Source organism: Streptomyces sp. NPDC013317 (genome assembly GCF_055563155.1).
On sequence record NZ_JBVHDX010000011.1, the window covers coordinates 206,604 to 221,361 of the forward strand.

A 14,758-nucleotide genomic window follows, 5' to 3' on the forward strand; every position below is an offset into this window, starting at 1 on the left:
CAGTGAGGTCATGACCGATGTGACTTCTGCGAAGAGCTCCCGCCGTCCCCACCACTGGCGGCGGGACCTCATCGAACTCGCCGCCCTCTTCACCGCCGTGGTGGTGGCAGACACCATCGCCAAGACCGTCGTCCGCGGCGCCGACGGTCCGTACATGCTCGTGTTCTCGGCGATCGCGCTGATCGCCACGGCCGCGTTCCACACCTGGTGGGCACGGCGCCACAGCCATGCGCCGCCCCACGGCCATCCCGGCGGCGGCGGGCCCACCCCGCTGCCAGCGGCCACCGACGCCGCGGCGGGCGACGCCCCGTCGCTCGAGACCACGTCTCACCAGACCGGGCCCGTCGAGACGACGCTCTGGCGCATGCGGAGCACCGTCCGCGACACCCCGGGCAGCCTGGCCGCGCTCTGCACGGCACTGGCCCACCAGAGCGTGGACATCCTGACGCTCCAGACCCACCCGCTCGCCGAGGGCACCGTCGACGAGTTCCTGCTGCGCGCCCCCGCGCGCCTCCAGGCGAGCGAACTGACCCGGGAGATCGCCGCGGCCGGCGGCACCCACACCTGGATCGAACGCGCCGACGCCCACGACCTCGTGGACACCCCGACCCGACTGCTCGGACTCGCCACCCGGACCGCGCTCGACGCCGCCGAACTCCCGCTCGCCCTGCGCCAGCTCCTCGGCCGCTGCTCCATCCACTCGCTTCCCGCCGTCTCCCTCACCGGCCGGCCCACGGGCGAGACCGCGCCCGTCGAGGGACACCTGGAGGACACGGTGATGCGCCTGCGCGACCCGAACGGCGGCGTGATCACGATCGAGCGGCCCTATCTGCCGTTCACCCCGACCGAGTTCGCCCGCGCCCGGGCCCTCGTCGAACTGGATGCCCGCCTCGGTCCGCGCATCCCGCGCAGCCAGGACGTCCTCACCCTTCCCGAGGGCAACGAGATCACCGTCCGCCGCGCGGACCAGCGGGACCTGGTCGCGGCCCGTGCCATGCACGACCGCTGCTCCGCACGGACCCTCGGCCTGCGCTACCACGGCCCCGTCGGCGACGCCGACCGCTACCTCGACCACCTGCTCAGCCCCCGCTACGGCCGGACCCTCGCCGTGCAGACGGCCTCCGGCCGGCTGGTCGCCCTCGGGCATCTGCTCTGGGACGGCGACGAGACGGAGGTGGCCCTGATGGTCGAGGACGACTGGCAGCGCCGGGGCATCGGCTCCGAACTCCTCGGCCGGCTGGTCGCGATGGCCGTCGAGGCCGGCTGCGAGAGCGTCTACGCCGTGACCCAGTCCTCCAACACCGGCATGGTGGCCGCCATGCGAGCCCTGAACCTCCCCCTCGACTACCAGATCGAGGAGGGCACCCTGGTCATCACCGCCCGCCTCTCCTCGGCCTCGGCCCGGAGCCGTCTCCCGCTCGGCGAGCGCTGACGGACCGGCCACGGCCACAGGGGCCCGGGGCCCGAGCCCGTCACGCCCGGGGCATATCCGGGTGTCGGAAAAGCGCCCCATGGCCCGTGGCCGGATCTCCTCCACCGCTCCCGGCCCGAGTCGTACGTTCTGCGCCTCCGCCGGCCGACGCCCGGACCGCCCGCCCCGAGCTCGCCACCGAGGTGGGCGAGGCACCCACCGCGGCTCCGCCGGAGACTTCCGCCGACGGGATCCGGCCAAACTCGGTCGCGGGCGTGAAGCCGCCCTCCCGGCCGAACGTGTCCGTCCCGGCGCGAACTGATCGGCCCGTCCGTCGAGCGCAAGCTCGGGTGACGCGCGTCGACCCTCCGCCGGGCGCCCCTTCGGAACCGGTACGGACCACCCCCTCCGAGCGCTCATTTGTCAGCCTAGTGAGATCGATTGAGGGTGACGCGAGGACCGTGGAGGCCCCAGGATGAACCTCATGCCAGAGACTTCCAGCAGCGCTCTCCCCCGCCAGGTCGCCGACAGCTACGTCGACGCTCTCATCGAACTCGACCCGATCACCGGTACGTACCTGGGAGTCAAAGAGAGCGCCGGCCTCCTTCCCGACTTCTCGCCTGCCGGCCAGGAAGCCGTGGCCGACCTCGCCCGCGGCACCCTCGCCCGGCTCGACGAGGCCGAGCGGCTGCCGGGCGCGGACAGCGACGCCGAACGGCGCTGCGCCCGGCTTCTGCGGGAGCGTCTGACGGCCGAACTCGCCGTGCACGAAGCCGACGAGGGCCTGTGCGCGGTCAGCAACATGCGGTCCCCCGCGCACAGCGTGCGCATGGTGTTCACCGTGATGGCGACCGTGACCGAGGAGGACTGGGAGGCCGTGGCGCGGCGGCTGCGCGCGGTGCCCACGGCGCTGGAGGGTTACCGCGCCTCGCTGGAGCTCGGCCTGGAGCGCAAGCTCCTGGGCGGACCGCGGCCGACCGCCACGTTCGTCGGCCAGCTGACGGAGTGGGCGGGCGGGGAGGGCGACGGCCGTGGCTGGTTCGAGGAGTTCGCCGCCGCGGCCCCGGACTCCCTTCCCTCCGAGCTGCGTACGGAGCTGGCTTCGGCGTCCCGTGGCGCCACCGAGGCGGTCGTCGCGCTGCGGGACTGGATGCGCGACGTGTACGCCCCGGCCGTCGCCGGCGCGCCGGACACGGTGGGCCGCGAGCGGTACCAGCGGTGGTCGCGCTACTTCAACGGCACCGACCTGGACCTCGACCAGGCCTACGCGTACGGCTGGTCCGAGTACCACCGGCTCCACGCCGAGATGCGCACCGAGGCCGAGCGCATCCTGCCCGGAGCCGGTCCGTGGGAGGCGCTCGCGCACCTCGACGTCCACGGCACCCACATCGAGGGCGTCGAAGAGGTCCGGGTCTGGCTGCAGAACCTGATGGACGAGGCGATCGAGGCGCTGGACGGCACCCACTTCGAACTCGCCGAGCGGGTACGGAAGGTGGAGTCGCGCATCGCCCCGCCCGGCGGCGCCGCCGCCCCGTACTACACCGGCCCGTCGGAGGACTTCTCCCGGCCCGGCCGCACCTGGCTGCCGGTCGACGGCCAGACCCGCTTCCCGGTGTACGACCTGGTGTCGACCTGGTACCACGAGGGTGTGCCTGGGCACCACCTGCAGATCGCCCAGTGGGTGCACGTCGCCGACCAGCTCTCGCGCTACCAGGCGACGATCGGCGGCGTCAGCGCCAACGCGGAGGGCTGGGCGCTCTACGCGGAGCGCCTGATGGACGAGCTCGGGTTCCTCCCCGACGCCGAGCGGCGTCTCGGCTACCTGGACGCGCAGATGATGCGCGCCTGCCGGGTGATCGTGGACATCGGCATGCACCTGCGGCTCCGGATCCCGGCGGACTCTCCGTTCCACCCGGGCGAGGAGTGGACGCCGGAGCTGGCGCAGGAGTTCTTCCAGCGGCACAGCAGCCGTCCGCCGGCCTTCGTCGAGAGCGAGATGACCCGCTACCTCTCGATGCCGGGGCAGGCGATCGGCTACAAGCTGGGCGAGCGCGCCTGGCTGCTGGGGCGCGCCAACGCGCAGGCGGCGCACGGCGACGCGTTCGACGCGAAGGCGTGGCACATGGCGGCGCTGTCCCAGGGCCCGCTGGGCCTGGACGACCTGGTGGAGGAGATCTCGCGCCTCTGACGGGCTGCGCGCGCCGGGGCACCCTTGCGCGCACGGCGCCAGGGGTCCCCGTACAGGAGCGGACCAGGCGGGAAATCCCGCCCGGTCCGCGTCCCGAGCCGTGAGAACTCCCCGGGGTCCGGTTGATCGGCCGAGGATTCCCCTGCACCATCGCGGTCATGACCGCGATGACCGAGTACACCCCGGACGCCACCGACTGGCGCATCCTCGACGCCCTGCAGGCCCAGGGCCGCGCGAGCTTCACCGAGCTGGCCCGTGCCGTCTCCATGTCGGCCTCCGCGGTGACCGAGCGCGTGCGCAGGCTGGAGGAGGCCGGGGTGATCACCGGTTACACGGCCGTGGTCGACCAGGAACGCCTGGGGCTCCCGATCCTCGCCTTCGTCCGTCTGCGCTACCCGAACGGCAACTACAAGCCCTTCCACGACCTCCTCGCGGCCACGCCCGAGGTCCTGGAGGCGCACCATGTGACCGGCGACGACTGCTTCGTCATGAAGGTCGCCACGCGGTCCATGAAGCACCTGGAGGAGGTCTCCGGGAAGATCGGCACGCTGGGCTCGGTGACGACGAGCGTCGTCTACTCCTCCCCCCTCCCCCGTCGCGCGGTCAGCCGCTGACCACGCTCACCCGCCGGCTCCCCCTCCGGTGCGGAGCCGCACCGCCGACCCCGACCGTTCCTTGACGACCTCCAGTTGGGCCGGGATGCGGCGGCGGAGGTCGCCGACGTGGCTGACGATGCCGACGCTGCGGTCGCGCTCGCGCAGGGAGTCGAGGACGTCGAGCACCTCGTCGAGGGTCTGGTCGTCCAGGCTGCCGAAGCCCTCGTCGATGAAGAGGGTGTCGAGCCGGACGCCGCCCGCCTCGTCGGTGACGACGTCGGCGAGGCCGAGAGCGAGGGCGAGGGAGGCGAAGAAGGTCTCGCCGCCGGAGAGCGTGGCCGTGTCCCGCTCGTTGCCCGTCCAGGCGTCGACGACATGGAGGCCGAGGCCGGCGCGCCTGCCGCCGGAGCGGGCGTCGGAGTGCACGAGGGTGTAGCGGCCGGAGGACATGCGCTGGAGCCGGGCGGTGGCGGCGGCCGCGACCTGTTCCAGCCGGGCGGCCAGGACGTACGACTCCAGGCGCATCTTGCGTTCGTTCTCGGCGGAGGTGCCCGCGGTGAGGCCGGCGAGCCGGGCGACCCGGTCGTACTCCTCGCGCAGCGGTCCCAGGCGTCGGACCTCGGCCTCGGCCTGCCGGGAGAGCCGGGCGAGTTCGGCCTCGCGGTCCCGGACGGCGGCGAGGGCCGAGGCGGCGTTCCGCAGGGTGCGTTCGGCGGCGGTGTGCGCGGCCTCGGCGGCCGCCGGGTCGGCGGCCTGGCGTTCGGCGGCGGCCCGCGTCTCCGGTTCGGCGAGCCGGTCGGCGACGGCGGCCGCCTCGGCCTGCCAGGCGTCCAGGCGGTGCTGGAGGGCGCGGTGTTCTCCGTCGTCCAGGAGCGCGGCGGCGGCATCGGCAGGGGTGTCGAACCCGGCACGGAAGGCGGCGGTCGCGAGCCGGTCGTCGGCCTCCTTCAGGCGCTGGGCGCCGAGTTCCGCGGAACGTACGGTCTCGGCGGCCTCGACCAGGATGGCGATCTTCCGTTCGAGCCGTGAGGCGTGTTCGGCGACGCTCCCGGACTCGCCGCGCCCTCGGGCCACTTCGGCGTCGAGTGCCGTCTGCTCCCGGTCGAGGGCCTCCCGCTGCGAGGTCCGCGCGGCGACGCGCCGCTCGGCCTCCCGCTGCGCCCGGACCCGGCTCTCGTACTCCCGCTCCGCCCGCGCGAACGTCTCCCGAAGGCCGTGCGTCTGCGCGGCGAGGGCGTGCGCCTCGGCGTGCAGGCGGGTCAACTCGTCGACCTCGCCGAGCAGTTCGTCGACCGTCGGCTCGGGTGCGTCCGCCGCCGACACCTCCGCGCGGGCCGCCGCCCATGCCTCCGCGGTGGCGGCCGTGTCCCGCTCGGCGGCCGTGCGGGCCTCCTCCGCGCGGGTGAACGCTTCGTAGGCCGCGTCCTCGGTGGCGCGGTCGACGTGGTCGGCGCCCGTGCGGGCGGGGGCCGGATGCTCGGCCGAGCCGCAGACCTGGCAGGGCGCTCCCGGCGTGAGGGCCGCGGCCAGCTCGGCGGCGATGCCCTCGAGCCGGCGCGCCTTGATGTCGAGCCATGCCTCGTGCGCTTCGTTCCGGCGCTCGCGGGCCGCCGTGAGCCGGGAGTCGGCGGTGGCGGACTGCCCGGCGAGCGTGTCCCGGCGGCGGGCGGCGGACAGCCGGCGGCGGGCCGGTTCGAGGCGGCCGGCGAGCTGCTCGGCGCGCGCGGCGGCCTCCTGCGAGGCCTCGATCCGGGCGGCCAGCTCCGCTCTGCGGGGTTCCCAGCCGCTGAGCCAGCCGCCCGCGTCCTGGAGGATCTCCTCGTCGGCGCGGGCCTGCCTCTCCAGGTCCCTACGCTCCCCGGCGATCTCGGCGCTGCGCCGCTCCGCCCGCCGCGCGGAATCGAGGCCTCCCAGCTCCTGGCGCAGCCGCCGTTCCAGGGCGGACAACTGCTCCGCGCCGGCGTCGGCGAGGTCGGCGGGAAGCCGGTTCCGGCTGTTCTCCCGGGCCGTGTGCGCGGCCGCGTGCTCGCGCTCCGCGTCGGCGCGCAGGCCAAGGGCGGGAGCGACGAGGTCGGCCTTTCGGGACCGGTCCAGCACCGCCTGCGCGCGGTCCCGCTCGGGCCTGGCGGCCTCCAGCGCGTCCTGTCGCCGCCGCGATTCCGCGTGCCGTGCCTGACGGTCCGCGAGCTCCCGTTCCTCGTCGAGCGCCCGGCGGGCGGCGGCCTGCCGCGACTCGGCCGCCCGTACGGCCGACTCGGCGATGTCGCGGGCCTCGCGCGCCTCCGAGCGCGCCACGGCCGCCAGGCTCAGGACCGCGTGGGCGAGTCCCGGCTCCCCGGGCCGCTCGTCGACGACGGCTCCGCCGGTGACCTGCGCCATCCGGTGGGCGAGCGCGAGCAGCCGCTCGTCCCCGTCCCGTACCTGCTGCTCGGCCGCGCGCCGCAGGTCGGCGAGCCGCTCCTCCACGGCCGCGAACCGGCGGGTGTCGAAGAGCCGCCCGAGCAGTCTGCCCCGCGCCTCGGCGTCCGCCCGCAGGAAGCGCGCGAAGTCGCCCTGCGGCAGGAGCACGACCTGGCAGAACTGCTCCCTGCTCATGCCGACGAGCTGGGTGATCTCCTCGCCGATCTCCTGGTGGGAGCGGCTGAGCGCGGCCCACTCGCCGGTTCGGGAGTCGTACTCGCGCAGCCGGCTCTGGGCCTTCTCGGTGGTGAAGCCGCCGCCGCGCTTCTTCGGGCGTGGCTGGGCCGGTCGCCGGGTGATCTCCAACCGCCGCTCGCCCACGGTCAGTTCGAGGGTGACTTCGGTGTACGTGCCGGCGGGGGCGTGGTCGCTGCGCAGCGAGGTGCCGGGTGACTGGCGGGCGCCGGGCACGGCTCCGTAGAGGGCGTAGCAGACGGCGTCGAGGACGGAGGTCTTGCCCGCGCCGGTGGGGCCGTGGAGCAGGAAGAGGCCCGCGCTGGACAGCGCGTCGAAGTCGATCTCCTGCGGGGCTCCGAACGGTCCGAACGCGGTCACGGACAGGCGGTGGAGTCTCACCGGGCGCCCACCTCGCGCTCCCGCACCGCACCGTCCACCCGTACGTCGTCGAAGGCGCCGTACAGCACGGTCCGCTCGGTGTCGTCCGGACCGGCGCCGCCCCGCACATGGGCCACGAAGTCCTCCGCGATCTGCTGGTCGCTGCGGTCACGCAGCCGCTGGGCGTACGAGGCGAGCGGATCGCTCTCCGTGCGCTCGGGATCGAAGACCAGGTTGAGGGTGTGCGGGAAGCGCTCGGCGAGCCGGGCCATGGGCTCGGCCGGCCGCTCGGGGTCGGTGAGGGTCGCCTCGACCCAGGACTCCTCGTGCCGTACGAGTCCCGGGTCGGCGAGCAGGTCGTCGAGCCGGCCTCGGATCCGGGCCAGCGGCCGGGGCACGGGACAGTCGACGCGCTCGGCCGTCTCGATCGTCCCGTCGGCGCCGAGGTCGACCAGCCACATGCTCTTGCGGTGGTCGACCTCGGAGAAGGAGTACGCGAGGGGTGAGCCGGAGTAGCGGACGCGCGGGGTGACGGTCTGGCTGCCGTGCAGATGCCCCAGGGCGACGTAGTCGACCCCGTCGAAGACTCCGGCGGGGACGGCGGCGACTCCGCCGACCGTGATGTCCCGTTCGCTGTCGCTCGGCTCGCCGCCCGCGACGAAGGCGTGCGCGAGGACGACGGACCGGGTGCCGGCGGGGCGCGTGGCGAGGTCGGCGCGGACGCGGTCCATGGCGGCGGCGAGCACCGACTCGTGCCCGGCCTTGGCGGCGCCGAGCCGCTCGCGTACGAGGGCCGGTTCGAGATACGGCAGGCCGTAGAGCGCGACGGATCCATGGGCGTCGTCGAGCATGACGGGTGTCCCGACGCCGGCCGGGTCCGTACGGAGATGGATGCCGGCCCGCTCGATGAGCCCGGCGCCGACCCCCAGGCGGCGGGCCGAGTCGTGGTTGCCGGAGATCATGACGGTCGGCACTCCGGCCTCGGCGAGCCGGTGCAGGGCGGTGTCGAACAGCTCGACGGCGGTGAGCGGCGGCACGGCCCGGTCGTAGACATCCCCGGCGACCAGGACCGCGTCCACGTCACGCGCGCGCACCGTGGCCACCAGGTGGTCCAGGAACGCGGACTGGGCGTCGAGCAGGCTCACCCGGTGGAACGACCGTCCCAGGTGCCAGTCCGACGTATGCAGGAATCTCATGATCGAGGAGCGTATCGGTGGGGTCGGACAGTGGCCGGGGCTTCGGGAGATCCGGGGGCGCTCGGGACCGCGCGCGGCGAGACCGCCCGGTCCGGGTGATGGTCAGACATCGCCGTACGCCTCGCCGCCCAGCTCCACCCGCGCGGTGCCGGCCGTGACATCGGCGAGCCAGGCCGTGAAGGCCTCCACGTCGGCGTCCGGGAGCCCGATCTCGATGGCGACCGCCTCGCCGTAGCGCACGTCGCGCACGCTGCGGCCCGTCGCCCGCAGGTCGTTCTCCAGCTTGCCCGCGCGCTGGTGGTCGACGGTGACGGTGGCGAGACGGAAGCGCTGCCGGGTGAGGGTGCCGAGCGCGTCCAGGGCCTCGCCGACCACTCCGCCGTACGCCCGGATCAGACCGCCCGCGCCGAGCTTCACGCCGCCGTAGTAGCGGGTGACGACGGCGGCGACGTACCGCACCTCGCGCCGCATCAGCATCTGGAGCATGGGGACACCGGCCGTGCCGCCGGGCTCGCCGTCGTCGCTCGCCTTCTGGACGGACGCGTCGGCCCCGACGACGTACGCGAAGCAGTTGTGCGAGGCCGTCGGGTGCTCCTTGCGGATGCGTGCGACGAAGGCCTGCGCCTCCTGCTCGGTCGCCACCGGTGCCATCGCGCAGATGAAGCGCGAGCGGTTGATCTCGGTCTCGTGCACGCCCTCGCGGGCGAGCGTGCGGTACTGCTCCTGCATCCCGCCACCCTATGCGGCCGGGGAGGCGGCACCGACGCCCGGTGCCGGGCCCCCGACGGTTAGCCTGCCCCCGGGACCGTGACCGGGAGTCCGTGCCCATGCGTCCGTGCCACCGGGACGGCGTCCGACGACGAGGAGAGCGACCATGACGACCACCGCCCGCGCGACTGTGCAGCACGAGGACGAGTCGCTCCGCGTCACGCGCTGGGACTTCGATCCGGGACAGAGCACCGGCCGCCACGTCCACGAGTACGACTACGTCGTCGTCCCCGTCACCGACGGACGGACCGACGTGATCGCCGCCGACGGCACGGTCACCTCCTCGCAGCTGCGCGCGGGTGAGTCGTACGCCCGCGAGGCCGGAGCCGAACACGAGGTCGTCAACGCCGGCTCCCTGCCGCTGTCGTTCGTCGAGGTCGAGGTCAAGCGGGCGTAGTCAGCGGGGAATCACCGGTACCCGTGATCCGTTGTGTTCAGCGACGAGCCACGGGAGGCAGCAGATGAGCGTCGAGACACCCACCACCGGAACCACCGAGTCGGACGTGGTCCGGAAGATCCTGACCGCCACGGGCGACACCTGGGCGGTCGTCGGGCTGTCGTCGAACCGATCGCGCGCCGCGTACGGTGTGGCGGCGGTGCTCCAGCGCTACGGCAAGCGGATCGTGCCCGTGCACCCGAAGGCCGAGACGGTCCACGGCGAGCAGGGATACGCCTCGCTCGCCGACATCCCGTTCCCGGTGGACGTGGTGGACGTGTTCGTCAACAGCGAGCACGCGGGGCAGGTCGCCGACGAGGCGGTGGCCGTGGGCGCCAAGGCGGTCTGGTTCCAGCTGGGCGTGATCGACGAGGCGGCGTACGCGCGGACCGGTGAGGCGGGGCTCGACATGGTCATGGACCGCTGCCCCGCCATCGAGATCCCGCTGCTCGACCCGCGGCCCGACCTCGGCTGACCTCGGCTGACGTCCGCCCTCCCCTCAGCCGGCGGCGACGTCGACGCCGAGACCCTCCAGGACGACGGCGCCGGGCAGCTCGGCGAAGGCCTTGCCCGGCAGGATGAGCTTGCCGCACCGCCGTCCGCTGCCGACGAGCACCCAGTCGGTGTCGACGACGGCGGCGTCCACGAGCAGGGGCCAGTCGGCGGGGAGGCCGATGGGGGTGATGCCGCCGTACTCCATGCCGCTCTCGCCGGTCGCGACCGCCATGTCCGCGAACCGCGCCTTGCGGGCACCCAGGTGACGGCGGACGGCGCCGTTGACGTCGACCCGGGTGGCCGAGCGCACGACGCAGGCGGCCAGGGTCGTCTCCTCGCCCCGCTTTCCGGCGACGATCACGCAGTTCGCCGACCGGTGGAGGAGGTCCTGGCCGTGGTGCTCGACGAAGACGGCCGTGTCGGCGATCTCGGGGTCGGTGTCGACGTACAGGAGCTGGTCCGCCGGGACGCTGCCCTGCCACGCCCGGACGGCCGCGGCGACCGGTTCCGTGAGCTGGTCCAGGCAGTCGGGGGCCGGTACCGCGTTGTCGAAGTCTCCGATGGGTGCGCGCATACCGGCCACGCTAACAAGTGCGGCGCTCGCCCGACTTGGGCGTCTCAGCGGGCGGGCGGAATGGAGACGGCCATCGTCATCTCGGCCGTCTCGGTGCCGTCGTTGCGGTAGGCGTGCGGCACGTTGGCCTCGAAGACGGCGGAGGTGCCGGCCGGGATGCGATGCTCCTCCCCCTCCACGACGAGGGTGAGTTCCCCGGCTGTGACGTGCAGCAGCTCGGTGGTGCCGTCGGGGTGCGGGTCGGAGGCGCTGCCGTCGCCCGGCATGAGCGTCCAGGACCAGAGTTCCAGCGGGCCGCGTGCCTCGGTGCCGGCGAGGAGGGTCGTGTGGCTGCCGGTGGAGGTGGACCACATGCGCACGGCCTGGGCGGGTGGGACGAGTCGGACGTGGGGGCCCTGCTCGTAGTCGAGGAGGGTGGTGATCGAGACGCCGAGCGCGTCCGCGAGCTTCACGGTGGTGCCGACGCTGGGGTTCGTCCGGGCCTGCTCGATCTGGATGATCATGCCGCGGCTGACGCCCGCCCGAGCGGCGAGCGCGTCCAGCGTGAAACCGCGCTCGTTGCGCCACCGCTTCAGGTTCCGCGCGAGGGACTGCGTGAGCTGATCGAGGTCCGACACATTCCGTCCAATATTCTGGATGACAGAGTTCAACAGACTGAACTACGGTGTGGTCTACCGCGGTGTACTCAGCTGTCCACCGCACTGTACTGCGAGACCGCCACCCTGCGAGGATCCATGACTGCGCTGTTCGCCCTGGCCACCGCCCTGCTCTGGGGCCTGGCCGACTTCGGCGGCGGGCTGCTGACCCGGCGCATGCCGGCGCTCACGGTGCTCGTGGTCTCGCAGACGATCGCGGTCGTCGTCCTCGGGGCGATCGTGATCGCCACCGGGGCCTGGCGCGAGGTGAGTCCCGACCTCTGGTACGCCGTCGCCGCGGGCCTCGTCGGCCCGGTCGCGATGCTCGCCTTCTACAAGGCCCTGGCGCTCGGACCGATGGGTGTCGTCTCCCCGCTCGGCTCGCTGGGGGTCGTCGTCCCGGTCTCGGTCGGCCTCCTCATCGGTGACCGGCCGGGCATCCTGCAGTTCGCCGGGATCGGCGTGGCGATCGTCGGCATCGTCCTGGCCGGCGGGCCCGAGCTGCGCGGCGCTCCCGTGCAGCGCCAGGCCGTGCTCCTCACGCTGGTCGCGGCCTTCGGGTTCGGCTCGGTGATGGCCCTCATCGCGGAGGCGTCCTCGACCCTGACCGGACTGTTCCTCGCGCTGTTCGTCCAGCGGGTGACGAACGTGGCGGTGGGCGGCGGCGCGCTGTACGTCTCCGTGAAGCGCGGCGGACGGGCGCTGCCCGAGGGCGGCGGCGGGCTGAGCGTCGTCCGGGCGGCCCTGCCCGCGCTCGCCTTCGTCGGCCTCGCGGACGTCGCCGCCAACGGTACGTACTCGATCGCGGCACAGAACGGGCCTGTGACGGTCGCGGCGGTGCTGGCGAACCTCTACCCGGTGGTCACGGCGCTGGCCGCGCGCGGGGTGCTGAAGGAGAGGCTCCGCGCGGTCCAGGCGGCCGGCGCGGGCCTCGCCCTGGTCGGCACGGTCCTGCTCGCGACGGGCTGACGAGGGCACACTCCGCCGGGCGTCCGGGGCGGCCGGCGGGCGCCCCGGACGTCGCCGGATGTCCCTTCGGCGCCCGGTCCCGACCCTCGCGGGCTGCCCGCGCCGGGGACCGGACCGTGGCGCCCGCGCCGTGGTCCGGCTGAGGTCCGCGCCGTGGTCCGGCTGTGGTCCGGCTGTCGTCCGTGCCGTGGTCCGGCTGCGGTCCGTGCCGTGGTCCGGCTGTGGCCCTCGCTGCGGTCAGCCCTCCGCGAGGTCCCAGTCGGCGAGGGCGGCGAGCTGCTCGTGCGTCACTCCGTCCGGGACCGGCACCGGGGCCGGCGTGCGCAGCGGCGGCTGCCAGCCCCGCTCCGGGTCCCAGCTGCGCACCACCTTCGCCGGCGCCCCGGCCACCACCGAGTGGTCCGGCACCTCTCCCCGTACGACCGCGCCCGCCGCGACCACCACGTTCCGGCCGAGCCGGGCGCCGGGCAGGATCACGGCGCCCGTGCCCAGCCAGCAGCCGGGACCGATCTCGACCGGCTCGGAGCGCGGCCACTGCCTGCCGACGGGCTCGTCCGGATCGTCGTAACTGTGGTTGGTCGAGGTGATGTAGACGTACGGCCCGCAGTACGTGTCCGAGCCGATCGTCACCCGGGCGTCGGCGATGACATGGCTGCCGCGGCCCAGGACGACGCCGTTGCCCAGGGTCAGGACCGTGTCCGGACCGAGGTCGAGCCCCGGCAGCATGCCGGCCGTCAGCGTGACCTGCTCGGCGACGATGCAGCACTCGCCGATCTCGATCCACGGCTCGCCGAAGACCGTCCCCTGCGGGAACGCCAGCCGGGTGCCCGCGCCGAGACGCTTGAAGCGCAGCCGTCCGGGACTCTCGGCGGTGACGGCACCGGCCTCCTGCACCCAGCGCCACCCGCCCTGCAGGGCGCGGGCGAGAACGCGGCGCCGCCAGGCGGTGAGAGAGGAGAACGTGTTTCTGTTCCTGGGCACCCGCACACGGTAGTCGGCGCCGTCGTGCCTGATCGGCGGGGTGCCCTGTGATGTCCGTCATGGGCCGCGGCTAGGGTGCCGGGGAGGCGTGACGCAATCACGAGTGACCAGGAGCGAACCATGACAGAGGCGTTGATCAAGGCCGTGGGCGGCAAGGAGCCGCAGGTCGATCCGACGGCCTTCACCGCGCCGACCTCCGTCGTGCTCGGCGATGTCACGCTCGGTGCCCGCGCCAGCGTCTGGTACCACGCGGTGCTGCGGGCGGACTGCGGTCCCGTCGTCGTCGGCGAGGACTCCAACATCCAGGACAACTGCACCGTCCACGTCGACCCGGGCTTCCCGGTCACGATCGGCGACCGCGTGACGGTCGGCCACAACGCGACCGTCCACGGCTGCACCATCGAGGACGACGTCCTGGTCGGCATGGGCGCCACGGTCCTCAACGGGGCCCGCGTCGGCGCCGGTTCGCTGATCGCCGCGCAGGCGCTCGTCCCGCAGGGGATGGAGATCCCGCCGGGCTCGCTGGTGGCCGGTGTCCCGGCCAAGGTCCGGCGCCCGCTGACGGAGGAGGAGCAGGCCGGCATCCGCCTCAACGCGGAGATGTACCTCCACCTGGCCAAGGGCCACGCCGAGGCCTTCCAGGACTGAGGGCCACGGCGAAGGGCGCGGCGGCCGTGAGGCCACCGCGCCCTTGCGCGTACGTACGTGCGGAGGCGTGGAGGTGCGGACCTCCCGCTCGGTCAGTCCGCCACCGGCACGGGCGTCGGCTCGGCGGCCGGCTCGCTCTCCGTCTTCGTCCCGGACTGGGTCCCGGACTCGGCCGCGGCCTTCTTCGCACGGTTCTTCAGGACCAGCATCGAGGTCACGCCGACCAGGACGGCGAGCACCAGACCCAGCCACGAGAAGCGCTTGAGCCACGCCTCGGCGACGATGCCCACCGAGTAGATGACAGCGGTCGTGCCACCCGCCCAGAGGATGCCTCCGAAGACGTTGGCGATCAGGAACTTCCAGTACGGCATCTTCAGCACACCCGCGAGCGGTCCGGCGAAGATCCGCAGCAGGGCGACGAAACGGCCGAAGAAGACCGCCCACATGCCCCACTTCTCGAAGGACCGCTCGGCGAGCGCGATGTTGGCCTCGCTGAAGTGCTTGGGGAACTTCCCGCCCAGCCAGGCCAGCAGCGGGCGCCCGCCCCTGCGGCCGATCGCGTACCCGATCGAGTCGCCGATGATGGCCCCGGCGGTGGCGCAGGCGCCGAGGACGTACGGGTTGATGTCACCGTGCTGGGAGGCGAGCAGGGCCGAGCTGACGAGGACGATCTCGCCGGGCAACGGGATCCCCAGGCTCTCGAGCCCGATCACCACACCCACCAGCGCGTAGATCGCGCCCGCGGGGATCGTCTCCAGCCATTCCTGGACGTGCAACGCGGATTCCTCCCGTGTCGAGCGCACGCCGCGTCGCGCACGCCGGGGCAGCCTACCTGGTCGCACGACG

14 protein-coding genes are annotated in these 14,758 nt (G+C 73.6%); 7 read left to right on the forward strand and 7 right to left on the reverse strand.

Features of this window, described 5'->3' with window-relative positions; genetic code table 11:
* Positions 1-10 precede the first annotated feature (10 nt).
* The 3 genes from ACZ3IJ_RS26890 to ACZ3IJ_RS26900 all read left to right on the forward strand — a co-directional run bounded on the left by ACZ3IJ_RS26890 (position 11) and on the right by ACZ3IJ_RS26900 (position 4,213).
* Entirely contained in the window at positions 11-1,432 is a 1,422-nt protein-coding gene (locus ACZ3IJ_RS26890) for a GNAT family N-acetyltransferase (protein ID WP_467472235.1), read from the forward strand.
* Positions 1,433-1,895: 463 nt separating this feature from the next.
* Entirely contained in the window at positions 1,896-3,599 is a 1,704-nt protein-coding gene (locus tag ACZ3IJ_RS26895) for a DUF885 domain-containing protein (protein ID WP_467472237.1), read from the forward strand.
* A gap of 167 nt (positions 3,600-3,766) precedes the next feature.
* Positions 3,767-4,213, forward strand: coding sequence for an Lrp/AsnC family transcriptional regulator (locus tag ACZ3IJ_RS26900; protein WP_467472348.1), 447 nt, complete (start codon positions 3,767-3,769; stop codon positions 4,211-4,213).
* A 6-nt stretch (positions 4,214-4,219) separates the two neighbouring features.
* On the opposite strand, the gene ACZ3IJ_RS26905 is transcribed toward ACZ3IJ_RS26900, so the two are convergent.
* The 3 genes from ACZ3IJ_RS26905 to ACZ3IJ_RS26915 form a co-directional block, all read right to left on the reverse strand.
* On the reverse strand, positions 4,220-7,231 hold the full coding sequence (locus ACZ3IJ_RS26905) for an AAA family ATPase (protein WP_467472238.1): 3,012 nt from the start codon (positions 7,229-7,231) through the stop codon (positions 4,220-4,222).
* Positions 7,228-8,406 (reverse strand): exonuclease SbcCD subunit D, encoded by a 1,179-nt coding sequence (locus ACZ3IJ_RS26910; protein ID WP_467472240.1) that lies wholly within the window; start codon positions 8,404-8,406, stop codon positions 7,228-7,230. The genes ACZ3IJ_RS26905 and ACZ3IJ_RS26910 overlap by 4 nt, the downstream gene beginning before the upstream one ends.
* Before the next feature lie 102 nt (positions 8,407-8,508).
* Positions 8,509-9,135, reverse strand: a complete 627-nt coding sequence (locus ACZ3IJ_RS26915) for a YigZ family protein (protein WP_467472241.1) — start codon at positions 9,133-9,135, stop codon at positions 8,509-8,511.
* Between the two features lie 145 nt (positions 9,136-9,280).
* On the opposite strand from ACZ3IJ_RS26915, the gene ACZ3IJ_RS26920 reads away from it, so the two are divergent.
* Both ACZ3IJ_RS26920 and ACZ3IJ_RS26925 read left to right on the forward strand, forming a co-directional pair.
* The gene (locus tag ACZ3IJ_RS26920; RefSeq protein WP_467472242.1) at positions 9,281-9,571 is read left to right on the forward strand and encodes a cupin domain-containing protein; all 291 of its coding nucleotides are present in this window, start codon (positions 9,281-9,283) and stop codon (positions 9,569-9,571) included.
* 64 nt (positions 9,572-9,635) lie between these two features.
* Positions 9,636-10,085 (forward strand): CoA-binding protein, encoded by a 450-nt coding sequence (locus ACZ3IJ_RS26925; protein ID WP_467472243.1) that lies wholly within the window; start codon positions 9,636-9,638, stop codon positions 10,083-10,085.
* Between the two features lie 24 nt (positions 10,086-10,109).
* On the opposite strand, the gene ACZ3IJ_RS26930 is transcribed toward ACZ3IJ_RS26925, so the two are convergent.
* Both ACZ3IJ_RS26930 and ACZ3IJ_RS26935 read right to left on the reverse strand, forming a co-directional pair.
* Positions 10,110-10,679: a YbaK/EbsC family protein gene (locus ACZ3IJ_RS26930; RefSeq protein WP_467472245.1), complete on the reverse strand. Its 570-nt coding sequence runs from the start codon at positions 10,677-10,679 to the stop codon at positions 10,110-10,112.
* Positions 10,680-10,723: 44 nt separating this feature from the next.
* Positions 10,724-11,296 (reverse strand): helix-turn-helix domain-containing protein, encoded by a 573-nt coding sequence (locus ACZ3IJ_RS26935; RefSeq protein WP_352189478.1) that lies wholly within the window; start codon positions 11,294-11,296, stop codon positions 10,724-10,726.
* Between the two features lie 117 nt (positions 11,297-11,413).
* Here ACZ3IJ_RS26935 and ACZ3IJ_RS26940 point away from each other — a divergent pair, with 117 nt between their 5' ends.
* Positions 11,414-12,283 carry an EamA family transporter gene (locus ACZ3IJ_RS26940; RefSeq protein ID WP_467472247.1) on the forward strand — a complete coding sequence of 290 codons (870 nt, stop codon included), beginning with the start codon at positions 11,414-11,416 and terminating at the stop codon, positions 12,281-12,283.
* Between the two features lie 237 nt (positions 12,284-12,520).
* Here ACZ3IJ_RS26940 and ACZ3IJ_RS26945 read toward each other — a convergent pair whose 3' ends face one another.
* The gene (locus tag ACZ3IJ_RS26945) at positions 12,521-13,264 is read right to left on the reverse strand and encodes an acyltransferase (protein ID WP_467472249.1); all 744 of its coding nucleotides are present in this window, start codon (positions 13,262-13,264) and stop codon (positions 12,521-12,523) included.
* Between the two features lie 120 nt (positions 13,265-13,384).
* On the opposite strand from ACZ3IJ_RS26945, the gene ACZ3IJ_RS26950 reads away from it, so the two are divergent.
* Positions 13,385-13,912: a gamma carbonic anhydrase family protein gene (locus tag ACZ3IJ_RS26950; RefSeq protein ID WP_391800589.1), complete on the forward strand. Its 528-nt coding sequence runs from the start codon at positions 13,385-13,387 to the stop codon at positions 13,910-13,912.
* Positions 13,913-14,004: 92 nt separating this feature from the next.
* Here ACZ3IJ_RS26950 and ACZ3IJ_RS26955 read toward each other — a convergent pair whose 3' ends face one another.
* Entirely contained in the window at positions 14,005-14,688 is a 684-nt protein-coding gene (locus ACZ3IJ_RS26955; RefSeq protein ID WP_467472251.1) for a DedA family protein, read from the reverse strand.
* Positions 14,689-14,758 lie beyond the last annotated feature (70 nt).